The sequence below is a fragment of the Pseudomonas sp. BNK-30 genome (assembly GCF_047456185.1).
Classification (GTDB): domain Bacteria; phylum Pseudomonadota; class Gammaproteobacteria; order Pseudomonadales; family Pseudomonadaceae; genus Aquipseudomonas; species Aquipseudomonas putida_E.
Window position 1 is genome coordinate 4,578,108 of record NZ_CP179904.1, and the last position, 23,337, is coordinate 4,601,444.

Sequence of the window (23,337 nt, forward strand, 5' to 3'; positions counted from 1 at the left end):
CAGAGCTCCCCCGGCCTGCCCTGAGTGTGCAATGACCCACCCCCACGAAATCCGCCCCGATATCGACGAAGGCATCGACCGCAAGGTGCTGGCGAAATTGCGTGCGCGGTTTCTGCAATTGAACACAGGCCGGCTACAGCGCGCCATGGATGGGCTTTCGACCCGCCAGCAACAGGTGTTGACCCTGCTACCACTGCTGTTTCACGTCAACCACCCGCTGCTGCCTGGCTATGTTTCAGGTAGCACCCCGGCCGGCGTATCGGGCTTCGAGCCCGATGCCAACCTGGTCGCCGAAGGCCAACGGCTGGCGCGATCGTTCACGTACAAGACACGCCTGGGCAACCCCAACCGCCCAATCCACGGCCTGTTCCTGATGGGCAGCCTTGGCACGCTGGCCCAGGCTGAGCAAAGCGACATCGACCTGTGGGTCTGTCATGCCCCCGGCCTGGGTGACAGCCAGCTCGATGAACTGCGACGCAAATGCCAGTTGCTCGAAACCTGGGCCGCCAGCCTGGGCGCCGAAGCACACTGCTTCCTGATCGACCCGCAAAGCTTCGCCCAAGGCCTGCGCGACAGCCAGCTGAGCTCTGACGATTGTGGCACCACCCAGCACTACCTGCTGCTCGACGAGTTCTACCGCACGGCCATCTGGTTGGCCGGGCGCACACCGCTTTGGTGGCTGGTGCCGGCGTATGAAGAGCACAACTACAGCAGCTATACCGAAACCTTGCTGTCCAAGCGTTTCATCCGCAGCACCGATGCCCTCGATCTCGGCAACCTGGCCCACATCCCGGCCGGCGAATTCGTCGGCGCTGGCCTGTGGCAGCTGTTCAAAGGTATCGACTCACCTTACAAGTCACTGCTCAAGCTGTTGCTGACCGAGGCCTACGCCAGCGAACATCCAGCCGTGCGCTGCCTGAGCCTGGATTACAAGCAGGCGGTATTCGCCAACCACCTCGACCTCGACGCGCTCGATCCCTATGTGATGGTTTACCGGCGCATCGAACGCTACCTGCAAGCGCGCGGTGAAACCAGGCGGCTGGAGCTGGCAAGGCGCAGCCTTTACCTGAAGGTCAACAAGAAACTCAGCGGCCTGGACCGCGCACGAAGCAACGGCTGGCAGCGCCGGTTGCTCAAGCGCCTGGTCGATGAGTGGGGTTGGGACGAGCGCCAACTGGCGTTGCTCGACAGCCGCAGCCAATGGAAAGTGCGTCAGGTCGCCGTGGAGCGCCGCGAGCTGGTTGCTGAGCTGAACCATAGCTACCGCTTCCTCAACCAGTTCGCGCAAAACAACAATGCCAGCAGCCGCGCCGACCAGCGCGACCTGAATGTGCTGGGCCGGCGCCTTTATGCCGCGTTCGAGCGCCGTGCCGGCAAGATAGAAGTGATCAACCCCGGCATTGCCCCGGACCTCGCCGAGGACACCCTGACCCTGGTCCAGTCGCCGAACCGCAAGGAACCGGGCAGCCATCACTGGGGCCTGTACAACGGTAACCTCAGTGTTCACGAATGGGAGCACTTCAGCCCGATCAAACGCTGCCGAGAGCTGATCGAGCTGCTGGCCTGGGCACACCACAACGGCGTCATCGACAGCACCACGCGCCTGGCGCTGCACCCCGGCGCCAGTGACCTGAACGAGTTCGAGCTGTTCAACCTGCTCGGCAGCCTGCAGCAGAGCATCCCTCTGCCATTGGAAACCGTCAGTGAAGTGCGCCTGTTGCAACCGAGCGTGGCCAACGAGATTCTGCTGCTGGTCAACGTCGGTGTCGATCCGTTGCAACACCATCGCGACTTGAACATCCTGATGACCACCGAGCGAACCGACTCGCTGAGCTACGCGGGCGTTCGCGAAAACCTGGTGCTGACCCTCGACCAGATTACCCTCAACAGCTGGAACGAAGTGTTGGTCCAGCGTTACGACGGCGAGCACGCCCTGGCACGTTGCCTGCGCGATTTCCTCAACAGCCTCGGCCAGCGCAGGCACCGGCCGCGCGTGCGGGTGCGCTGTTTCTGCCACAACCGCGCCCAGGCCATCAGCCAGCGGGTCGAGGAGATTTTCGACACGGTGCAGCTGTTGCTAGATCAGGGGCGCAACCACCGCTACCTGCTGCAGGTGGCGCAGCACACACACGTGCTGGAACTGCTGCCCGGCCAGGTCAGCCTGACCACCCTCGCAGAGCATGAGGCCGTACTCGAATGCCTGGGCGAAGAACGCAGCACCTACAGCCCGCTGTACCTGGATGCCAATGCCCTGCAGGACCACGACCTGCCACTGGTACTGGAAAACGCACGCCCCGGCTGCATCCAGGTGTTCTACCGCCTGCTCGAGGGCTGGGCCGACCTGTACGTGCTGGATGAGTACAATGCCCTGTGGCAGCAACGCCTGCCCTTGCACGACGAAAACCACCTGCTGCTGCCGCTGCAGCGCTTTCTGCGCTCGATGGTAATGCGCCACGACGCACGCGTGCCGCTGGACAACCTGCAACAAGCACCATTGCAGACCCACTATGCGCAACTGCTGCCCTCGGGGCCGGGCAAGGCCCGCAGCATAGAGCCGCGGCCAACGCCAGACGACCTCAATGATCAGCCGTATTACGAGGTGCAGGCCATCCTCCAGGCCGGCACGGGCGATGACATGCATGTCACGCTCTATTGCAATCAGCAGGAGTTTTCCGAGCTTGACCATGGCGATGAGCTCTATACCGTGGTCGCCCGACAGATTCTCAGCCAGCGCCGCAGCGCCGGGCACTACCGCTGTTACATCACAGATCTTGACCTGTCCGAACTGCTCGATGACGAACGGGGCTCGACCGTCCTCTACCTGCGCTACAAGCGCGAGCTGGAGCAGGCTCTGAACGATGGCCTGGCGCAGTTGCAGGCAACCCTGGAGCCTTGAACCCTCAGAGGTCGAAATCGCCCGCAGCTTCAGGCTGGTACTCGACGGCCAGCAACTTGAGCTTGAGGGTCTTGCCCCCCGGCGCAGGCCAGTCGATCTGCTCGCCCACCGACAAGCCCAGCAGTGCGCAACCGATCGGCGCCAGGATCGATACCTTGCCTTCGCCGCCGGCATCCTTCGGATACACCAGGGTCAGGTGGTAGTCCTTGCCACTGGCTTCTTCGCGGCAGTGCACGCGCGAATTCATGGTCACAACACCAGCCGGCACCTCCTCGTGACCGACCACCTGCTCGGCGCGGTCCAGCTCGTCCTGCAGGGCGAGCACACCCGGGGTACTTTCGTCGAGGCTGTCGATCAGGCGCTCCAGACGCTGCACGTCCAATCGGGTAAGGATGAGGGAAGGCTTGGTGCTCATGATCCAGTCAGACTCCATTGAACAGTTGGTTTTCTAGGGGCAGATAAAGCAAAACCCCGCCCAGAGGGCGGGGTTTGATGAGTGCTTTGGCGTCACCGACGCATAACCCGACACTACCACAGCCGGGCAAATACTCAAGCCTGCGCGCGCAAGGCCTCGGCTTCGCGGCAAATCTGCCGGCGCCGTTCGTCGTCGGCCGAGCGCCACTCACGAATGTGCTCGACATGGCGATGGCAACCGGTGCAAACGCGCTGTTCATCCAGCCGGCACACGCTGATGCACGGCGACGGCACCGCTGGGCTGACGTTGCTGTAAAGCGGCTTGGCGGGCCGCGCCGGGGCACTCATCTCAGATCTCGTCGAAGTCCAGCTTTTCGCCGGCCCGCTCCCAGACAATCCGCTCGAGCATCTCACCCAGCAGCTCATCGCTCTTCTCGCAGACCCACTTGCCGCTCTCTTCGTCGTAGTCGAAGTGGAAGCCACCGGAGCGGTCGGCCAGCCAAAGCTGACGCAGTGGCTCCTGGCGGCTGAAGATCAGCTGGCTGCCGTTGTCGAACTTGATGGTAAGGACGCCGGCGGAATTCTCCATGTCCAGGTCCAGGCCGCTCTCGTCGAACAGGTCTTCCAGGGCCTGTTGGGTGGCGTCGACCAGATCATGGAAACGCGCTTCGCTCAAACTCATTGCAGGAACCTCGAAATTGGCTGCGTTACAGGCAGGCCGGGCACGATACGGGCGCTTGGCGCCAGCCGCAAGCGGCGAGCTCCAAGCGGCAAGAAAAAGCACAGCGTACACCTGAGCGCTTTTTCTTGCCGCTTGCCGCTCGCCGCTTGTGGCTAATTTCTGCCCGCCCGGCGGACCGGCTCTTGCATAGGCAATCCGGCAGTCGCTCGGTATACTCGGGCGCAATACTGCATATTTCAAAGGATTTCACCCATGAAGCGCCTGATTTCCTCGCTCGCGGCGCTGGTCGCGGTTGCCTGCCTCGTTTCGGCCTGCGGTCAGAAAGGCCCCCTGTACCTGCCAGAAGACGGCAAGGACGGCAAGGGCAGCCAGAAGTCGCATCAGCACCAGCACGCTCAGCCTGTCCAGCCACAGGATGAGCAGCCAATCGAGCCCGAGCAAACGCCAGAGCAGTAAGGAAATCAGATGAACGCTTTCAATTACCGCGACGGTGAACTGTTCGCGGAGGGCGTGGCCCTGTCGGCCATCGCCGAACGTTTCGGCACCCCCACCTACGTGTACTCGCGCGCCCACATCGAGGCCCAGTACCGCAGCTATACCGATGCCCTGCAAGGTATCGAGCACCTGGTGTGCTTCGCGGTCAAGGCCAACTCCAACCTTGGCGTGCTGAACGTTCTGGCTCGCATGGGCGCAGGCTTCGACATCGTTTCCGGCGGTGAGCTGGAGCGGGTACTGGCCGCCGGTGGGCGGGCTGACCGTGTGGTGTTCTCCGGCGTCGGCAAGACCCGCGAAGACATGCGCCGGGCGCTGGAAGTCGGCGTTCATTGCTTCAACGTCGAATCCACCGACGAACTGGAGCGCCTGCAGGTGGTTGCCGCCGAGATGGGCAAGGTTGCCCCGGTCTCGCTGCGGGTCAACCCGGACGTCGATGCCGGCACCCACCCGTACATTTCCACCGGCCTCAAAGAGAACAAGTTCGGCATCGCCATCGCCGACGCCGAAGCCATCTACGTGCGTGCCGCGCAGCTGCCCAACCTGGAAGTGGTCGGTGTCGACTGCCACATCGGCTCGCAGCTGACCACCGTAGAGCCATTCCTCGACGCCCTCGACCGCCTGCTGGACCTGGTCGACCGCTTGGCCGATTGCGGCATCCACCTGCGCCACCTGGACCTGGGCGGCGGTGTTGGCGTGCGCTATCGCGACGAAGAGCCGCCACTGGTAGCCGATTACATCAAGGCCATCCGCGAGCGCGTCGGCGGTCGTGACCTGGCCCTGGTGTTCGAGCCAGGCCGCTACATCGTAGCCAACGCCGGTGCCCTGCTGACCCGCGTGGAATACCTCAAGCACACCGAACACAAAGACTTCGCCATCATCGATGCGGCGATGAACGACCTGATCCGTCCAGCCCTGTACCAGGCCTGGATGGGCGTCAGCGCGGTCACCCCACGTGAGGGCGAAGGCCGTGCCTACGACCTGGTCGGGCCAATCTGCGAAACCGGCGACTTCCTCGCCAAGGACCGCCAGCTGAACCTGGCCGAAGGTGACCTGCTGGCCGTGCAGTCCGCGGGCGCCTATGGTTTCGTCATGAGCTCGAACTACAACACCCGTGGCCGTTGTGCGGAAATCCTGGTCGACGGCGATCAGGCTTTCGAAGTCCGCCGTCGCGAGACCATCGCCGAACTGTACGCTGGCGAAAGCCTGCTGCCGGAGTGACCCCATGCTTCTGCGTTTTACCAAGATGCATGGGCTGGGCAATGACTTCATGGTCCTGGACCTGGTCAGCCAGCACGCACACATCCAGCCCAAGCACGCCAAGCAATGGGGCGACCGCCACACCGGCATCGGCTTCGACCAGCTGCTGATCGTCGAGGCACCGAACAATCCGGAAGTGGATTTCCGCTACCGGATCTTCAATGCCGACGGTTCGGAAGTGGAGCAATGCGGCAACGGTGCGCGCTGCTTCGCACGGTTCGTGCTGGACAAACGCTTGACCGCGAAAAAGCGCATCCGTGTTGAAACCAAGGGCGGCATCATCGAGCTGGACGTGCAGAACGACGGCCAGGTGTGTGTCGACATGGGCCCGCCGCGCTTCATTCCCGCCGAAATCCCATTCGTCGCTGATGAGCAGGCGCTCAATTACCCGCTGGAAGTCGACGGCGAGTTGCACTCTATTGCTGCCGTGTCCATGGGTAACCCGCATGCCGTGCTGCGCGTCGATGACATACGTACTGCGCCGGTTCATGGCCTGGGCCCGAAAATCGAGAACCACCCACGCTTCCCGCAGCGGGTGAACGCCGGTTTCCTCCAGGTCGTTGACCGCCACCGCGCCAACCTGCGGGTATGGGAACGTGGCGCTGGCGAGACCCAGGCCTGCGGCACCGGTGCCTGTGCAGCAGCCGTGGCAGCCATCAGCCAGGGCTGGATGGACTCTCCGGTGTCCCTGGACCTGCCTGGTGGGCGCCTGCACATCGAGTGGGCCGGCCCCGGCACGTCCGTGTTGATGACTGGCCCAGCCGTACGCGTCTACGAAGGACAGGTTCGTCTCTAAGCGAGTAACCGCCATGACCGATCAGCCCAAGGTTGTACCCCAGCAGTCCAGTGAGCTCGATGCCGAAGCGGTGGTCGCCTACCTGCGCGCCCACCCGACCTTTTTCGCCGAACACGACGAACTGCTGGTCGAGCAACGTATCCCTCACCAGCGTGGCGACAGCGTGTCGCTGGTGGAACGCCAGCTCAAACTGCTACGCGATCGCAACATCGAGATGCGCCATCGCCTGTCGCAACTGATGGACGTGGCCCGGGACAACGACCGGCTGTTCGAAAAGACTCGCCGGCTGATCCTCGACCTGCTCGATGCCGGCAGCCTGGAAGAAGTGGTCATGGCGGTCGAAGACAGCCTGCGCCAGGAGTTCCAGGTCCCGTTCGTCAGCCTGATCCTGTTCGGTGACCATGCAGCGCCGGTCGGCCGTTGGGTCAGTAATGCCGAGGCCCAGCAGGCCATCGGCGGGCTGCTGGGCGGCGGCAAGACAGTCAGTGGCAACCTGCGTGAGCACGAACTGGCCTTCCTGTTCGGTGAGGAGCAGCACCATGAAGTGGGCTCCAGCGCCGTCGCTGCCCTGGAGTACCAAGGGTTGCACGGCGTGCTGGCAATAGGCAGCCGCGACCCGCAACACTACAAGAGCAGCGTCGGCACCCTGTTCCTTGGCTACATCGCCGAAGTGCTCGGCCGCGTGGTCCCGCGCGTTACCCAGCCCCTGCGCCCGGTGCGCTGATGGAACGCCAGCTGGAGGCTTATTGCGCCCACCTGCGCAACGAGCGCCAGGTGTCCGAACACACACTGCTGGCCTACCGCCGCGACCTCGAAAAGGTCATCGAATACTGCAACACCCAAGGCATCGCGGGCTGGGGCGCCTTGCAGATCCAGCAACTGCGCCAACTGATCGCCCGCCAGCATCATCAGGGGCAGTCCTCGCGCAGCCTGGCGCGGCTACTGTCGGCGGTACGCGGGCTGTATCGCTACCTGAACCGTGAAGGCCTTTGCCAGCACGATCCCGCCAGCGGCCTGAGCGCGCCCAAGGGCGAGCGCCGGCTGCCCAAGGTGCTGGACACCGACCGCGCCCTGCAACTGCTCGACGGCGGCGTGGACGACGACTTCATCGCCCGCCGCGACCAGGCCATCCTCGAACTGTTCTATTCCTCTGGCCTGCGCCTGTCCGAGCTGACCAACCTCGACCTTGAGCACCTGGACCTTGCTGCCGGCCTGGTACAGGTGCTCGGCAAAGGTGGCAAGGCGCGCGTGCTGCCCGTCGGCCGCAAGGCGCGCGAAGCCATGCAGCAATGGTTGCGGCTGCGCGGCATCGGCGGCCCGCGTGACGGCGCCGTCTTCATCAGCCGCCAAGGCAATCGCCTGGGGCCACGGGCTATCCAGATGCGGGTCAAGGCAGCCGGTGAACGCGAACTGGGCCAGCACCTGCACCCGCACATGCTTCGCCATTCATTCGCCAGCCATGTGCTGGAATCGTCCCAGGACCTGCGGGCGGTGCAGGAAATGCTCGGCCATGCCGACATCAGCACCACGCAGATCTACACCCACCTGGACTTCCAGCACCTGGCCGCGGTGTACGACAGCGCCCACCCACGGGCCAAACGCAGCAAAGGCACAGACTCATGAGCATCAAGCTGATCACGTTCGACCTTGACGACACCCTGTGGGACACCGCGCCAGTGATTGCCAGCGCGGAAGTCGTGCTACGCGACTGGCTGCAGGCCAATGCTCCCATACTTGGCGGCGTGCCGGTGGAACACCTGTTCGCCATCCGCGAACGTCTGGTGCAGGCCGAGCCGGGCCTCAAGCACCGTATCAGCGCCCTGCGCCGGCGCGTGCTGTTCCATGCGCTGGAAGAGGTGGGATACAGCGAAAAGCACGCTCAGGAGCTGGCCAACGAAGGGTTTGAGGTGTTCTTGCATGCCCGACATCAGGTCGAGGTGTTCCCCGAAGTGCAGCCGGTGCTGGAAATTCTGCGCCACCACTACACCCTGGGCGTGGTCACCAATGGCAATGCCGACGTACGCCGCCTGGGCCTGGCCGATTACTTCCGCTTCGCCCTGTGCGCCGAGGACCTGGGGATAGGCAAACCAGACCCCGCGCCCTTCATCGAAGCGCTGAAGCGTGGCGAAGTAGAGGCCAGTGCCGCCGTGCATGTTGGCGATCACCCCGGTGATGACATTGGCGGCGCCCAGCGCGCAGGCTTGCGTGCGGTGTGGTTCAACCCCCAGGGCAAGGCCTGGTTGGGGGAAGCGCCGCCGGATGCCGAAGTCCAGCGCCTGTCGCAGCTGCCCGACATACTTGCGCGCTGGCGCTGACAGGGGCCGCTTTGCGGCAGTGAAACCAGTAGCCACAAAAAAGCCCGCAGCGACGGCGGGCTTTTTGGTGTTCAGCCACTCAGATAGGGCGGCTGCCGTACTTGTTGTCCGGCTTCTTGGGCGGGTCGGCGACTACGTTGGCCTCGACTTCCTGCACCTTGCCACCGCGCGAAAGGAATTCTTCCATCGCTTTGGCCAGGGCATCACGCTCCTTTTGCTTGGCTTCCATGCTCGGCATCTCGTCTACCGAGACAGCCGCCTTGGATTTGCCCTTGGCAACCGGTGCCGGGCTGCTGTCGTCATCGCCAGCGTCTTCGGCGCCATCGCCAGCCGCAGCGTCGAGGCTATCATCAGCCTCGTCTTCGTCGCCTACTTCGAGGTCATCATTTTCCAGATCGTCGTCGCTCATGTTCTACCTCATGACTTGCGAAAAGCAGGTTAGTTATAGACCAGTGCAGCCGTAGACCGGCAGCCACCAGTGAAAATTCAACTGGCCGTGGGTTGGCCACTGCCCTTGGGACGGCACTCCTGATGGGACGCCCCGCCCGGCAGGCCCTGCTCCTGGCAGGACCTGACAAAACCTTGCAGCCCTTGCTGGCCACACGCTATTGGCAAGCCTAGCAAAGGCTGACGAAGCGTGCGGACAACTCGTGCAACACCTCTCGGCGCGCATTCTAGCGCGCCCGTGGAAAAAGCAAAGCTCCATAAACGCCCTGCTTGTTGTAAGTTTTTGGCTTACGTCGCGAACGTGACTGATAAACCGTTTGCTCTGCGGGAAATGGCAAAAAACAGGCAAAAAAAATGCCCGGCAAGCCGGGCAAGTTTTTCCAGCGTCGCAGTTACAGGTTGTAACCGCGTTCGTTGTGTTGAGCCAGGTCGAGGCCGACCGACTCTTCTTCTTCGTTGACCCGCAAGCCCATCACCACGTCCAGCACCTTGAGGATCACGTAGGTGACGATGGCGGTGTAGACCACGGTGAAAATCACGCCCTTGGCCTGGATCCAGACCTGCGCACCGATATCGGTGACCGCGCCGAAGCCGCCCAGGGCCGGTGCCGCGAACACACCGGTGAGGATCGCGCCGATGATGCCGCCGATGCCATGCACGCCGAAGGCATCCAGGGAGTCGTCATAACCCAGCTTGCGCTTGAGGGTGGTAGCGCAGAAGTAGCAGAGCACGCCAGACACCAGGCCAATCACCAGGGCGCCCATCGGGCCCACGGTGCCGGCAGCCGGGGTGATGGCAACCAGGCCGGCGACCACACCCGAGGCGATGCCCAGGGCGCTCGGCTTGCCGTGGCCGATCCACTCGGCGAACATCCAGCCCAACGCTGCAGCAGCGGTGGCGATCTGGGTCACCAGCATGGCCATGCCGGCAGTGCCGTTGGCGGCTGCGGCGGAGCCGGCGTTGAAGCCGAACCAGCCGATCCACAGCATGGCTGCGCCCATCAGGGTGTAGCCCAGGTTGTGCGGGGCCATCGGGGTAGTCGGGTAGCCTTTGCGCTTGCCCAGTACCAGGCAGCAGACCAGGCCGGCGATACCGGCGTTGATGTGCACCACGGTGCCGCCAGCGAAGTCGAGCACGCCCCAGTCCCACATCAGCGCGCCATCACCGCTCCAGACCATGTGCGCGATCGGTGCGTAGACCAGGGTGAACCAGATGCCCATGAACACCAGCATCGCCGAGAACTTCATGCGTTCGGCGAAGGCACCCACGATCAGCGCCGGGGTGATGATGGCGAAGGTCATCTGGAAGGTAATGAAGACCGCTTCAGGGAACAGTGCGGCAGCCGACGTCAGGCCGTCCGGCGTTACGCCGCTGAGGAACGCCTTGGAGAAGCCGCCGACGAAGGAATTGAAGTTGAGCACGCCCTTTTCCATACCAGTGGTATCGAAGGCCATGCTGTAACCGTAAACGACCCAGAGAATGCTCATCAGGCCGGTGATGGCAAAGCACTGCATCATCACCGAGAGTACGTTCTTCGAACGCACCATACCGCCGTAGAACAGGGCCAGGCCCGGGATGGTCATGAACAGCACCAGCGCCGTGGCAGTCAGCATCCAGGCGGTGTCACCGGAGTTCAGTACTGGGGCGGCAGCCTCCTCTGCCAGGGCGAGGCCCGGCATTACGAGGGACAATAGGGCTCCTAGCCCTGCGATCTTACGCAGAGTCATGTTGTTTTCTCCTGGGGCGTTGGGTTTGGTGAGGCTTTTTTTGGGCGCTTAGATCGCGTCGGTATCGGTTTCGCCGGTACGGATGCGGATTGCCTGCTCCAGATTCACCACGAAGATCTTGCCGTCACCGATCTTGCCGGTGTTGGCAGCCTTGGTGATGGCTTCGATCACTCGATCGAGGTCTTTGTCGTCGATGGCGACGTCGATCTTCACCTTGGGCAGGAAGTCGACCACGTATTCCGCACCGCGATACAACTCGGTGTGACCCTTCTGCCGACCGAAGCCTTTGACTTCGGTGACGGTGATGCCCTGCACGCCGATTTCCGACAGTGACTCTCGCACGTCGTCCAGCTTGAACGGCTTGATGATGGCTGTGACTAGCTTCATGAAACTCTCTCCCGATTTGGTGGACTTGCCCCAGGAAAACAAACCCGTCTCAAGTCTAAGCGCAGCGGTTGGCTTTGTAACGCGTCGTCGGCATCCGGCTCCGCGTGCGCACTGCCTGGTCACAAGGAACTGCATCAGTGCATGGCTCGTACAGGTCATTGCAGAAACCTTGCCAGTTCCGTTAAAGCGCCGAAAAACAGGCAGTTGCGTGGAAGAGTCAGGATTGGCCAGTCGCCAGCATTAAAAAGATGCACAGCCTTGGTGCACATCAGTGCACGGGCCTGCTCGAAAAACGTGCAACGAAGCGCGAAAGGGCCACGTGTTACACTGCCGGCCATTCCCATCAGCAGTGGACAGCCGATCATGCTCGCGCCCAAAGCCCTTCTCGATGCCCTGAGCGACCAGGCCTCGCGCCTGTTCAGTGGCGACTCCGCACAGCCCCGCGCCGAACTGGAAAGCCAGTTCAAGGTGCTGATGCAAGGTGCCTTCAGCAAGCTGGACCTGGTCAGCCGTGAAGAATTCGACAGCCAGATGGTCGTATTGGCCCGCACCCGTGCGCGCCTGGAGGCCCTGGAGAAACAGGTCGCCGAGCTGGAAGCCCGCATGGCACCCGCGGCACAGGATTAAGCTCCGCGCCCCGCCCTCACGCGGGAGCCCGTAGCCGGCCGGGCGCCTGGCTGCTTGGCTTGGGCGGCAGCTCACTGGCATGCAGGTCCCCTCGAAACAGCGTTGCACCGCACACCGTGAACAGCGTCCTGAACAGGTTGTGCGAGTTGCGAATCCGGGCCTGAATGCCCTCGATGGCCGAATCCCCTGGCTGCAGCGCGACCGCACGGTTGGCCCACTCGATGGCCGCGAAGCGGCTCGGCTTGCGCGTACCATGCCCGTGCATCCAGGCCAGGCCTAGCTCCGCGCTGGCACGCCCGGCTATCGCGCAATCAGGGTAGTGCACCAGATCCAGCAGGTAGGCGACCGCCTCTGCGCGCTCCCGGGGGTCGCCGAACTGGCGCTGCAGAATGGCCAACTGCAAGCGGGCCTGGGCATCGAGCGCCTCGTTGCCTAGGCAATCGAGCAGCAAGCGCCTTACCGCCAGCATCGCGCTACGCTCGCTCAAGTTCTGGTCATTACGCATGCGTTGGCAGGCCAGGTCGTACTTGGCCATCTGGCTGCCTGCCTGCGCGGCACACAGCAGCCAATGCGCTGCTGCCCCAGAGTCTATGTAGTCTTCCGGCGTTCCCTCGAGCCGACCGCAATGCAGCGCGTAAAGCGCGGCTGCGGCATCGGGCAACTTGCACTCGGCACACTGCCTGTACAGAAAATAAGCGGCCTCGTAATACTTGGCGGCCCAAAGCAGGCGCGCTACCTCGAGTACATCAAAGCCCAGCCCCTCGCGCCCGCACTGCCGTTTCACCGCAGCGTGCAGCCAGATACGCGCCTGCTCGGCGCATTGCCTGAAACCCCACAACCCGAACTGGTGCCCCACGGACCGCAACGCACAGGCCGCCGCTTGCCTGCGGTTTTCGCTTAACCGCTCGATGGCGATACGCAAGCTGTGCGCATCGTCTTGCACGCCATGGGCCACTACCAGGCAAACAAAGCTGTAGAACGGCTCACCAATGGCCGGTACGAAGCCCTGATCGGGGTATAGCGCCACAGAAGCGACGAAGTCGTGCATCGCACCGGGGTAATCCTTTAGCGAAAAGCGGCGAAAAGCCCCTCGCCGGGCCATGAGCGTGGCGCGTTCCTTTGGCCTGAGCTCGCGTTGCATCCACCGCTCGAAGACTCGCTGCCAAGCCGTGACTTGCTGCACCTGATCGGCAGGAGGCAGCCGGAACTGATCCTCAAGTGCCAGCCAGCGGATTGCATTACGCAGGGTTTCAGGCCAGCCCCGGCACAAAGGGCCGCTGGCCACGGCATCAATGGCCTCATAACTACCGCCCCAACGGGGTGTGAGGTAGCTGGCATAGGCCTCGACCACCTCGAAGCAGCCAGGGAACCAGTTCAAGGCATGGCGCAGCCAGTAGTCCCGCGCAGACTCCTGCTCAGCGGGCAGGCGGGCACTCAGGCACGACGGCAGCACTTGCGGCAGCTCAACCAGCGGTGCCAGCCCATATTTGACCAGTAACGGTGCCGCAGCCTCCTGCACTTCGACATCGGCATGGGCGCTGGGCCGAAAGCGCGCCGGCCGGCCATGAAACAGCTCCACCAGCCAGCCCGGTTCACGAAAGTGCGCACTGATCTGCAACATACCGATCGCCGCCGCTACAGGCTGCGCGCAACGCTCAATGGCCCGCAGGAAGTGCCCAGCGGCCATTTCGCAGGCCTGCTCGGCGGCCAGCCAGCGCGCTGTGGACACCTCATTGGCGGCAACCGTACCGCGAATACGGCAAGCGCGATTGAAGCAGTGAAAGCCCATGGCTACCTGGGGGTGATAAGCCTTGGGGCAGGCATCGATCCAGGCTTTGAGGCGTTGTGTGAGGGCCTTGCTGCCGTCTACATCCCAGTCGACCAGCATGTGCCCCTGAACAGCCTCAAGGTAGGCCGGGCACTCCCCTGGGCGCGCTTGCCGCCACTGCGCCTGAAGGTTATCGAAGAAATGGTTGAGTTCAGCGAACTCCTTGGCCTTTACCCGCTCCAGGATCTGCTGGCGGGTGCGAATGAGCGTTTGCACGGGCAGTACCTCAAGTCCATTTGGAGGAGATGCATTGCCATCCCTTGGCAAGGCAGTAACGGTTGAACACTAAGCCATAGCTTTGCCGGGCGCAAAGTTATTGGATCCATTGTTTGTCAGATTGTATGAAACGTAGGGTCAATGCCCTGATCTGAACAACAAGGATGCACTCTTCCTGCACCTGGCCTCTTCAACCTCATTATGCTTGCCAACACCGCAGGAAGCGGCTCCCGTCGGACAACTGCTGGAATTGGTCGCGCACCTTAACGACCAGGTGCCGCTGCCTTCCTTTGCCGCCGCTACTTGCTCCAACGGTGTAGCGCATCGATGTGTCTGCGGTTGGCAGCGTCAACAACGGCACCTGGCAATCGGGCCGCAGCCAGTCCGGTGGAGTCACCCGCAACGATGGCATCGGCAGCCAGGCGCCTTCCGGCGATGCCGCCGGCTCGCTCAGCGCCACCGGCCAGTCTGTCGAGCTTGCCGGTATCGAGGCGAACCGCGACACCCAGATCGTCGTCAGCACCCCAGGGAGCTCGACAGGCCCGGCGAACGTACCGGGACTGGCTTCCGGCAGCCGCGAAACCACAGTAGCCGGGCAGTCCACTGGCCGCAACGACCTGGCGCCGCAAGCACGTGACGGGCTGACCGATGTGGCCGCCGTGCAACCTGCACAGGTGACCACCGTCGCCCCCTTGTCGCCGGCAAGCCAGGCCGTGGTTTCGGCGGCCGATCGCCCCGGCACGCCAAGTGCCGACGGCCGCTCGGCCGTCACCTCGCCAGGCAGCGCGCAACTGACGGACGCGGCCGGGCTGAGCATCGACCGGGTCACAGGCCTACCGGACCGCACCTTCGCGTCTCAGCCGCACAAGTACCTGGTCGAAACCAGCCCGTTGCTCACCGACCTCAAGCAGTTCATGAGCTCCGACTACCTGCTGGCCGGCCTGGGCTACAACCCGGACGAAAGCGCCAAGCGCTTGGGCGACGGCTTCTACGAGCAGCGCCTGCTCCAGCAAGCCGTGGTGGCAGCCACCGGGCAGCGCTTCCTGGCCGGCCAGACCAGCGACGAGCAGATGTTCAAGTACCTGATGGACAACGCCATCGCCAGCAAACAGCAACTGAACCTGGCGGTGGGCGTGGGCCTGACCTCGGAGCAGGTGGCGGCGCTGACGCACGATATCGTCTGGCTGGAAGAGGTCACGGTCAACGGCGAGAAGGTGCTGGTACCCGTGCTGTACATGGCCAATGCCAACAACCGCCTGGCACCCAATGGCGCATTGGTGGCGGGCAATGACGTCAACCTGGTGGCTGGGCAAGATCTGCTCAACGTCGGCACCCTGCGCGCCAGCAGCAACCTCTCGGCCGCAGCTGGCAACGACATCGTCAACAGTGGCCTGATCCAGGCGGGTAACCGGGTCGACCTGCTGGCCGGCAACGACATCATCAACAAGGCCGGAGGCATCATCTCCGGTCGCGACATCAGCATGACCACGCTGATGGGGGATGTGATCAACGAGCGTTCGGTGACCAGCCAGGTCACCGACGCTGCCCGCTTGCAGTTACGTACCGATTACGTCGACAGCGCCGCGCGCATCGAGGCCGCCAACGACTTGAGCATCGGCGTCGGGCGAGATTTCGTCAGCGTTGGCGGAGTACTGCAAAGCGGGCGCGACACCTCAATCACGGCCGGTCGGGACATTTTGCTGGGTTCCGCCGAGGCCATCGACAGCGCCGCCTATGGGCGCACCACCACCCAGTCGGTGACTCAGAACGGCTCCAGCGTGAGTGCCGGGCGCGATTTCACCGCCGTGGCAGGGCGCGACCTCACCGCGGTGGCCAGCCAGATCGAGGCGCAGCGCGCCATTGAAATCAGCGCCACGGGTGACGTGACCTTGATGTCGGCGACGGACGAGACCCATTCGGCGTACACCTCGAAGAAGCTCAAGACCCAGGAAGACCATATCAGCCAGGTGTCCACCGTGCTGACAGCCGGTACCGATGTCTCCATCAGCGCCGGCCAGGACCTGGCCCTGAGTGCCAGCCGCATCAGTGCCGGCGACGAAGCCTATCTGGTGGCAGGCGGTCAACTTGCCTTACTGGCGGCGGAGGATCTGGACTACTCGCTGTACGACAAGAAAAAGAAGGGCAGCTTCGGCAGCAAGTACACCAAACGCGATGAAATCACCCAGGTTACCAACGTCGGCAGCGCGATCAGCACAGGTGGCGACCTGATGTTGGTCAGCGGTGGTGACCAGTTGTACCAGGCGGCCAAGCTCGACAGTGGTGCAGACCTGATCATCGACAGTGGCGGCGCAGTGACCTTCGAAGCGGTCAAGGACCTGCATCAGGAGAGTCACGTCAAGAGCAAGAACAGCCTTGGCTGGAACAGCGCCAAAGGCAGGGGCAACACCGATGAAACATTTGCTGGCCAGTGGTGAGGTACTGATCAAGGCTGCCGATAGCTTAAGGATCGATATTAGGCAGGTAGATCAGAAGAGCGTCAGAGAGACCATCGATCTGATGGTCCAGCAAGACCCGCAACTGGCCTGGCTGAAAGACGCCGAGGCGCGAGGTGATGTCGACTGGCGGCAAGTGAAGGAAGTGCACGACTCCTTCAAATACAACAGCGCAGGGTTGGGTGTCGCGGCGCAGTTGATCATCGCGATCATCGTCACCTACCTCACGGCGGGTGCCGCCAGTGCAGCCTTGGGGTCCGCAGCAGGTGCGACCGCAGGTTCCGGGACAGCCATGGCGGCCAGTGGCACGGCCACGGCCAGTGCCGTGGCTGGTGGCGCGGCAGCGGGTTCGACCGTAGCGGCAGGATGGGCGAACGTGGCGCTATCCTCGATCGCCGCCAGTGCGGCAAGCGGAGCGACCATAAGCACGATCAACAATCGAGGCAACTTGGGCCTGGTGCTCAAGGATGTGACGTCCTCTGATGCGCTTCGTGGTTATGTGGTTTCGGGAATTACCGCAGGTTTGACCACCGGTGTGTTCGATGACTGGACAGCGACCGAAACGGCAACCTCAACCGCGCTGCCTAATAGTGGCGCCGTATTGCCAGCCGGGGGGCTTTCCACTTGGGACGGCATTGGTCGCTTTGCAGGCAACCAGCTTCTTCAAAACGGTACTTCGACTGTGCTGGATCGTGCTCTCGGTGGTGACAGCGCGTTGAGTGATGCGCTGCGTAGTAGCCTTGCCAGTACATTCGCAGCTGCTGGGTTCAATCTGGTTGGCGATTTGGGTAATCGCTTCGACCTTCAGCAAGGAGGCGCCGCCAAAGTTACACTCCATGCGGTGATGGGCGGGCTGGCAGCGGAGGCGGCTGGAGGCGATTTCAAAACTGGCGCAGTTGCAGCCGGGCTCAATGAGGCGTTAGTAAATACCCTTGCGCAGCATTATGCGGAAATGGAGCCTGAGAAAAAGCAGCAGTTACTGTTAATGAACTCACAGTTATTGGGTGTTTTAGCTGCTGCTGCGGCCAACGGAGACGGCGACAGCTCGCAAATGGGAGCGTGGGTGGCGAGCTACTCGACGCAATATAATTATCTTACACATGAAGAAGTTGAAGATAAGCGCGCGAAAGAAAAAGCCTGCGCGGATGATGGGTGCGTACAAGATGTACGAGAGGAATATGCAGAACTGGATGAAGGTCGCAATAAAAAGTTGGCCGACTTGTGTCGTAATAATCCTGGGAGATGCGAGGATATTTCCGCGAAGCTCAGTGCCGACGAGCCGAAACTCAGAGCGTTAGCTAAAGAAGCAGCTGCTCAAGGTGAATATGGCGCATCCGTTGTCATCGGATATGTGATTAGCAGTAGTAACCAAGACGCGCAGAATATCATCGCAAGTGAATTGAGCGCGCTCGAAGGGGGAGATGGGAGTCGGTTCCTTTCCGTGCTAGGCTCAACGTTGCTGAGTGCGACCATGGGCGGTAGCTCCGTTGGCGCAAAAGGCGGATCGAAGACTCCAAAAGCTGTAGAAGAGATATCAAACCCCCCACAGGCACCGGTCATTCCGGCAGGGTGGGTCAGTCGACCGGGGCGAAATGGCGGTGAAATCTACTTTCCAGCTGGTACTGATCCAGCGAAAGGAGAACACATTAGAGTTATGCCACCCGGTTCATCACCTGTTCCAGGATACGAGAACGGATACTGGCGTTGGCAGAACTCCGGCAAACAACCGATGAATCCAGCAACAGGTAAACCTGGTATAGGGCAGGGGGATACACATGTTCCACTTCCGCCGGATTCTTTACCACCTGTTCGTCGTTGAAAACATGGATTAATTAGGGGGGCACATGTACAAATTGCCAGGTGATTTTGATTTTATGCTGCTTTCCGAGTGTTATTTGGAAATGGTTTGTTATGGTGCGCACCTCACAAGGCTGGATTTTTCACGACCGCAAATTGCTCCTGGTGTCCCTCCATATAAGGTTTCTATTTGTGTTGAGGCAGGCTTAACTTATCAGGTTGGTGATATATCAGGGAGGAGAGACTTTACAGACTCATCTACCAGCGCACCGTTGTTAGATCTTTTGTTGAAAGATGTTGTGCTTGTTGAGGAGGTTGAGGGGTCTTCACTTCAGATTTCATTTGATTCAGGCGACAAAATTGTAATTGAGGCTGATTGCGGTGGCGACTATGAGTCCTATTCGATTTATCTAGACTCTGGTGACGTGATAGTCGTTTAGTCGGTGCAAAAGCGGCAGCCGATACATCTGCTACGGGCAAAACGAATGTTGCTGCAGGGGCAGGTACGTTTCCAGTACAGTGCCCTGGCAAACGGATGAGTACAACGCACGGCATTTACAGCTGCACTCACTGAACACCGGCAGCTTTCGACACATGGCAGGCGCAAAAAAACTGGTTCTGTGGGCAAGTCGCGCACTCTAAGGGAGCGGGTTTGTCCGCGAAGCAGGCGCTGCGGTGGATGGCACCGACTGTGCCGGAGTTCGCGGGTAAGCCACTCCTACTGAAATTGCTGTTGGGCAGAAAATAAATTTGACCCGTTGTGGAAGGCCAAAGTGCGGAGGTGGAGAGGATGACAATTGAACAAAGCGGCGTTGTTGATATGATTTCAATTTCCGCAGATCAAAAGACTGCGCGCCTGATCATTACTGACCACCTAGAATGGTCGACGAAGCAGTCCGACCACCGACTACTACTGCAAAATAAAATTAATGAATATCTGAATTTCATCGAGGAGGGTACTTTGCTGGAGGCGAGACCTGACCTTCAGGGTATGAAACTCGCGATTGAGGTAGTGGGGAAATACATGCCTGACCTAGACGGGGAGAAATTTTTAAATCAAGTAGTTAAAAAGCTCGATGAAGATGGATACAAGTTCACCTTCAGGCTCTTCGAAGGTGGGTAGCTAAGGCGCTACCTGTCCCGATCGCAGTAGTCGTCTGTACCAGCTGCCTTTTTGCGTAACTCGCAATGTCCGCTATGGGTCCAGGCTGGGTGAAAACTCGCGGAATGCGTTGAAGGTCGTGGCTATCTAGGGACGCTTGCAAAACTGGCAGGAAATTGCCTGGATTAGCTCAGTTGGCCTCGCAAGGGTGCATCTGGCCGGTATGAATCCGTCGTGGAGACTTTGGGGCCCCCTAACTGGCGGCTCAGCAGGCCATTTCACGTTTTGAGCGCTTCGAGCAACGCCTTAGAAGTGGACACATTGGATGGCTTCTCCACCCAGCATGTTCTACGGCCCCATGCTTTCCGCTCCATGGGCGCCAAGCAAGCCGCCTATCTCGTGTCAGGATCAGAACCCTTCTTAAACAATTTCCAATACTGGAGGAATGAGCAAGATAAGGAGCGCCCTATCCCGCTGAAAGATCTGCAAGTGGGCGTAGAGGCTGGAAAAGCAGTTTTTTCATCGAAACACATGCTGGCGTCGAAAAGCTTGACCGCGGGAAGGCCAGAGCGCTTATAGAGAAGCTAGGGCGTACTGGCGCGTATACCCATGAGTTGGGGCGCTATTGGGTCTATCGAACGTTGATTCAACAACCTGCAATTCTGCGAGCGCTCGTCACTCGCTACCCCCAGATTCTGGTAGATGAATCGCAGGACCTGGGGTCAATGCATCAGGCAATCCTTGAGCAGCTGATCAATGCGGGCGCCCAGGTTTCATTGATCGGTGACGCTAACCAAGGCATCTTCGCTTTCGCCGGCGCCGATGGCATGTTTCTGAAAACCTACGCCGACCGCCCGGGAGTGCAAGAGTACAAGCTTACCCGCAACTACCGTTCCCTTCCCCCCATCATAGCTATTGCCAACCGGCTTTGCGGCCGCAACGATGAGCCGGACAGGGAAGCTGACCAAGGCGGAGCGTTTTTTATTGGGTACAAAGGCACTCAAATTCCCCATCTCATCACGGCGTTCAACCACGGCCAGCAACGGCTCGCTTTCCGGCTCGTTGAACATTGCCAGTTGCGGCGTATTGGGATCGACCGTCTGCTCGGATTTGCGGTTGAACAGGCGATCACGCAGCAGCTTGATCTGTTCTTTCAGGTCGACGATGTGGGTGGCATAGGCTTCGTTGACTTCCTGCTCGCGCAAGCGTGCTTCGTAGGCCTCAAGCAACATCTACTTGAGTAGTACGGGATCGTCTGAAAGGTTGTCGGGCAAGGAAATCATGCCCCGGATTATACCGGGTCAGGCAACGAAACAGGGTGTCAGAACCTGATGTGGACGGTTGCGCCAGAGGTCGAAGCCGTCGAGTAAACAGTTAAGTTCCTGGACGGTCAGGACGATGGCTTCGTCGGTGGGATAAAGGTAAACCTTTTCGACTTTGCTGTCGGGACGCATCATGGCGGACTGGCTCCAGAAAGAAATCGGGAGCGCAGCATCGGGCTTCAGGTAGTCGCTTGGAATGTGGGCTTCATGGAGCGCAGCGGGATGACGGGTTGCATTCAATATGGTCATAGTAGCGGCGTAGCCCTTGGCGGCAAGGAACCATTTACAGCGTTTACGCGTGCGGCCAGAGGCAACCCGTACGCCGGCCTGGTTGAGCAGCTCGCCGTCGACGACCAATGCCAGGCCAGCGCGACTAGGGATGGGTAATACGAGTGTCAAAAAGATTTCTCCGTCTTCACCGCGCTGCAGAAAGACATGGAAGCACTTTTTTCTACAGGGCCATGAGGCCACTCACTATGCTTGAGCCAGCCGCAGGAAGCGGCCCCCTATTCGCGACAACGGAGCGTCCATGTCCCTTGCCCTCGTCCACAGCCGCGCCCAGGTTGGCGTGCAGGCACCTGCTGTCAGCGTCGAAACCCACCTGGCCAACGGCCTGCCCCACCTCACCCTGGTCGGCCTGCCCGAAACCACCGTCAAGGAAAGCAAGGACCGGGTGCGTAGCGCCATCGTCAACTCCGGGCTGAACTACCCGCAAAGGCGCATCACCCAAAACCTGGCACCGGCAGACCTGCCCAAGGACGGCGGGCGCTACGACCTGGCCATCGCCCTGGGCATCCTTGCCGCTGACGGCCAGGTGCCGGTGGCCACATTGACCGACATCGAATGCCTGGGCGAGCTGGCGCTTTCGGGCAAGCTGCGACCGGTGCAGGGCGTGCTGCCTGCTGCACTGGCGGCGCGGGAGGCTGGCCGGGCACTGGTGGTGCCGCGGGAAAACGCCGAAGAGGCGAGCCTGGCGGGTGGGCTGGTGGTGTACGCCGTGGGGCACCTGCTGGAACTGGTCGCGCACCTCAACGGCCAGGTGCCGCTGCCTCCCTTTGCCGCCAACGGTCTATTGCTGCACAGCCGCCCTTACCCCGACCTCAGCGAGGTGCAGGGCCAGGTGGCCGCCAAGCGTGCCTTGCTGCTGGCGGCTTCAGGTGCGCATAACCTACTGTTCACGGGGCCGCCCGGCACGGGCAAGACACTACTGGCCAGCCGCCTGCCCGGCCTGCTGCCGCCGCTGGATGAGCATGAAGCGCTGGAAGTGGCAGCCATCCAGTCGGTAAGCGGGCACAAACCGCTTGATAGCTGGCCGCAACGGCCGTTTCGCCATCCGCACCACTCAGCGTCCGGGCCCGCGCTAGTAGGCGGAAGCAGCCGGCCACAACCCGGTGAAATCACCCTGGCGCACCATGGGGTACTGTTTCTGGATGAGCTGCCGGAGTTCGAGCGCCGTGTACTTGAGGTGCTTCGCGAGCCGCTGGAGTCTGGCGAGATCGTGATTGCCCGGGCACGGGACAAAGTACGCTTTCCGGCGCGCTTCCAATTGGTGGCGGCCATGAACCCCTGCCCTTGCGGTTACCTGGGCGACCCCACGGGCCGCTGCCGCTGCAGCACCGAACAGATCCAGCGCTACCGCAACAAGCTTTCCGGCCCGCTACTGGACCGCATCGACCTGCACCTGACCGTGGCGCGCGAAACCACCACGCTCAACAATCAACCTTGCGGCGAGACAAGTGCCGATGTGGCGGCCCGGGTGGCCGAGGCGCGCGAGGTGCAGCACCGGCGGCAAGGCTGTGCCAATGCGTTTCTGGACCTCGAGGGGCTGCGCCGGCACTGTGAATTGTGCGCTGCCGACCAGGCCTGGCTGGAGAGTGCCTGCGAGCGCCTGACGCTTTCCCTGCGCGCCGCACACAGGCTGTTGAAGGTAGCGCGCACGCTGGCCGACCTGGAGGGGGCCAGCACGATTGCCAGGGCGCATCTGGCCGAAGCCCTGCAGTACCGGCCCGGTAGTCATTAGCCCTGCGGCCTGCCCCTCATATGCGCACTCAATGCTGCCCATAGCAGCAATATATTTTGCGCGCCAACTAATTGCGCGCAACATTGGTTCCAGACAGCAAGCAATCGTCGCCACCCCTTACTGAATCTGGAGAACGACCATGACCCTTCGCACCGTTTTCGCACTCACCCTCGCTACCCTTGCACTGGGCACCAGCGCCGGCGCCTTTGCCCAGTCCACCGAAGCGACGCCCTACCACTACGGCATGAACCTGGACATCGCCGAAGTGATCAGCCTCGCCCCCTCGGCCAAAATCCAAGGCCAGGCAAGCACCGCGACCATGACCTACCGGGACAGCACTGGCCAGGTTCGGAGCATTCGCTACTACCAACCAGACGACGCTCAAGGCAACCAGAACTAAATGCCCATGCGAGTTCGAAGAAGGCCGTGCAAACGGCCTTTTTCATTTGCAGGATACTGGCACTTTCGAGGCATCTGCTCGCGACACCAGTAGTAACAAGGCATCACCTAAAATCTGCAATACTTAGAAACATTTGAAAACAAAATGTAGTTGTAC

Annotated in this window: 20 protein-coding genes and 3 pseudogenes; 14 read left to right on the plus strand and 9 right to left on the minus strand. The window is 61.4% G+C overall.

The genetic code is table 11. The annotated features are described in order from the left end of the window. Positions 1 to 31: 31 nt before the first annotated feature. Positions 32 to 2,896 (plus strand): class I adenylate cyclase, encoded by a 2,865-nt coding sequence (locus tag ACMGGN_RS21195; protein WP_414156275.1) that lies wholly within the window; start codon positions 32 to 34, stop codon positions 2,894 to 2,896. Positions 2,897 to 2,900: 4 nt separating this feature from the next. Here ACMGGN_RS21195 and rnk read toward each other — a convergent pair whose 3' ends face one another. From rnk to cyaY, 3 genes are all read right to left on the minus strand, one after another. Beyond that, on the minus strand, positions 2,901 to 3,311 hold the full coding sequence (gene rnk, locus ACMGGN_RS21200; RefSeq protein WP_012312196.1) for a nucleoside diphosphate kinase regulator: 411 nt from the start codon (positions 3,309 to 3,311) through the stop codon (positions 2,901 to 2,903). A gap of 134 nt (positions 3,312 to 3,445) precedes the next feature. Next, complete coding sequence (locus ACMGGN_RS21205; RefSeq protein WP_251962109.1) at positions 3,446 to 3,658, minus strand: DUF1289 domain-containing protein; 213 nt, start codon at positions 3,656 to 3,658, stop codon at positions 3,446 to 3,448. 1 nt (position 3,659) lies between these two features. Continuing rightward, entirely contained in the window at positions 3,660 to 3,992 is a 333-nt protein-coding gene (cyaY, locus tag ACMGGN_RS21210) for an iron donor protein CyaY (protein ID WP_251962110.1), read from the minus strand. Between the two features lie 252 nt (positions 3,993 to 4,244). Between cyaY and lptM the strand changes: the two genes are divergently transcribed. From lptM to ACMGGN_RS21240, 6 genes are read left to right on the plus strand one after another with little or no spacing between them, the layout of a single operon-like run. After that, positions 4,245 to 4,448, plus strand: a complete 204-nt coding sequence (lptM, locus tag ACMGGN_RS21215; protein ID WP_012312193.1) for an LPS translocon maturation chaperone LptM — start codon at positions 4,245 to 4,247, stop codon at positions 4,446 to 4,448. Between the two features lie 9 nt (positions 4,449 to 4,457). Beyond that, positions 4,458 to 5,705, plus strand: a complete 1,248-nt coding sequence (lysA, locus tag ACMGGN_RS21220; RefSeq protein ID WP_174141053.1) for a diaminopimelate decarboxylase — start codon at positions 4,458 to 4,460, stop codon at positions 5,703 to 5,705. 4 nt (positions 5,706 to 5,709) lie between these two features. Beyond that, positions 5,710 to 6,540 (plus strand): diaminopimelate epimerase, encoded by an 831-nt coding sequence (gene dapF, locus ACMGGN_RS21225; protein ID WP_046786951.1) that lies wholly within the window; start codon positions 5,710 to 5,712, stop codon positions 6,538 to 6,540. Positions 6,541 to 6,553: 13 nt separating this feature from the next. Continuing rightward, entirely contained in the window at positions 6,554 to 7,264 is a 711-nt protein-coding gene (locus ACMGGN_RS21230) for a DUF484 family protein (RefSeq protein ID WP_012312190.1), read from the plus strand. Beyond that, positions 7,264 to 8,163: a tyrosine recombinase XerC gene (gene xerC / locus ACMGGN_RS21235; protein ID WP_012312189.1), complete on the plus strand. Its 900-nt coding sequence runs from the start codon at positions 7,264 to 7,266 to the stop codon at positions 8,161 to 8,163. Before ACMGGN_RS21230 ends, xerC begins: the two co-directional genes overlap by 1 nt. Further along, positions 8,160 to 8,855, plus strand: a complete 696-nt coding sequence (locus ACMGGN_RS21240; RefSeq protein WP_161870894.1) for an HAD family hydrolase — start codon at positions 8,160 to 8,162, stop codon at positions 8,853 to 8,855. Before xerC ends, ACMGGN_RS21240 begins: the two co-directional genes overlap by 4 nt. 79 nt (positions 8,856 to 8,934) lie before the next feature. On the opposite strand, the gene sutA is transcribed toward ACMGGN_RS21240, so the two are convergent. The 3 genes from sutA to glnK all read right to left on the minus strand — a co-directional run bounded on the left by sutA (position 8,935) and on the right by glnK (position 11,416). Next, positions 8,935 to 9,264: a transcriptional regulator SutA gene (gene sutA, locus ACMGGN_RS21245; RefSeq protein ID WP_046786948.1), complete on the minus strand. Its 330-nt coding sequence runs from the start codon at positions 9,262 to 9,264 to the stop codon at positions 8,935 to 8,937. A 430-nt stretch (positions 9,265 to 9,694) separates the two neighbouring features. After that, positions 9,695 to 11,029 carry an ammonium transporter gene (locus ACMGGN_RS21250; protein WP_046786947.1) on the minus strand — a complete coding sequence of 445 codons (1,335 nt, stop codon included), beginning with the start codon at positions 11,027 to 11,029 and terminating at the stop codon, positions 9,695 to 9,697. A 48-nt stretch (positions 11,030 to 11,077) separates the two neighbouring features. Further along, positions 11,078 to 11,416, minus strand: coding sequence for a P-II family nitrogen regulator (gene glnK / locus ACMGGN_RS21255; protein WP_002555808.1), 339 nt, complete (start codon positions 11,414 to 11,416; stop codon positions 11,078 to 11,080). A 363-nt stretch (positions 11,417 to 11,779) separates the two neighbouring features. On the opposite strand from glnK, the gene ACMGGN_RS21260 reads away from it, so the two are divergent. Then, on the plus strand, positions 11,780 to 12,043 hold the full coding sequence (locus tag ACMGGN_RS21260; RefSeq protein ID WP_414156276.1) for an accessory factor UbiK family protein: 264 nt from the start codon (positions 11,780 to 11,782) through the stop codon (positions 12,041 to 12,043). 16 nt (positions 12,044 to 12,059) lie between these two features. Here ACMGGN_RS21260 and ACMGGN_RS21265 read toward each other — a convergent pair whose 3' ends face one another. Then, on the minus strand, positions 12,060 to 14,087 hold the full coding sequence (locus ACMGGN_RS21265; RefSeq protein ID WP_414156277.1) for a DUF4034 domain-containing protein: 2,028 nt from the start codon (positions 14,085 to 14,087) through the stop codon (positions 12,060 to 12,062). 650 nt (positions 14,088 to 14,737) lie between these two features. On the opposite strand from ACMGGN_RS21265, the pseudogene ACMGGN_RS21270 reads away from it, so the two are divergent. From ACMGGN_RS21270 to ACMGGN_RS21285, 4 genes and pseudogenes are all read left to right on the plus strand, one after another. Beyond that, positions 14,738 to 18,359, plus strand: a pseudogene (locus ACMGGN_RS21270) (DUF637 domain-containing protein); the annotation flags it as partial. Positions 18,360 to 18,384: 25 nt separating this feature from the next. Beyond that, entirely contained in the window at positions 18,385 to 18,777 is a 393-nt protein-coding gene (locus ACMGGN_RS21275; RefSeq protein ID WP_204919338.1) for a hypothetical protein, read from the plus strand. A 350-nt stretch (positions 18,778 to 19,127) separates the two neighbouring features. After that, entirely contained in the window at positions 19,128 to 19,460 is a 333-nt protein-coding gene (locus tag ACMGGN_RS21280; protein WP_204919336.1) for a DUF6572 domain-containing protein, read from the plus strand. 620 nt (positions 19,461 to 20,080) lie between these two features. Further along, a pseudogene (locus tag ACMGGN_RS21285) lies at positions 20,081 to 20,215 on the plus strand (hypothetical protein); the annotation flags it as partial. A gap of 234 nt (positions 20,216 to 20,449) precedes the next feature. Here the strand turns inward: ACMGGN_RS21285 and ACMGGN_RS21290 are convergent. Together ACMGGN_RS21290 and ACMGGN_RS21295 are read right to left on the minus strand one after the other, a co-directional pair. Then, positions 20,450 to 20,671, minus strand: a pseudogene (locus tag ACMGGN_RS21290) (IS66 family transposase); the annotation flags it as partial. 69 nt (positions 20,672 to 20,740) lie between these two features. After that, positions 20,741 to 21,160, minus strand: a complete 420-nt coding sequence (locus ACMGGN_RS21295) for a hypothetical protein (RefSeq protein WP_414156278.1) — start codon at positions 21,158 to 21,160, stop codon at positions 20,741 to 20,743. Between the two features lie 130 nt (positions 21,161 to 21,290). Between ACMGGN_RS21295 and ACMGGN_RS21300 the strand changes: the two genes are divergently transcribed. Both ACMGGN_RS21300 and ACMGGN_RS21305 read left to right on the plus strand, forming a co-directional pair. After that, positions 21,291 to 22,781, plus strand: coding sequence for a YifB family Mg chelatase-like AAA ATPase (locus tag ACMGGN_RS21300; protein WP_012312183.1), 1,491 nt, complete (start codon positions 21,291 to 21,293; stop codon positions 22,779 to 22,781). A gap of 139 nt (positions 22,782 to 22,920) precedes the next feature. Beyond that, positions 22,921 to 23,181 carry a DUF2790 domain-containing protein gene (locus ACMGGN_RS21305; protein WP_115273307.1) on the plus strand — a complete coding sequence of 87 codons (261 nt, stop codon included), beginning with the start codon at positions 22,921 to 22,923 and terminating at the stop codon, positions 23,179 to 23,181. Positions 23,182 to 23,337 lie beyond the last annotated feature (156 nt).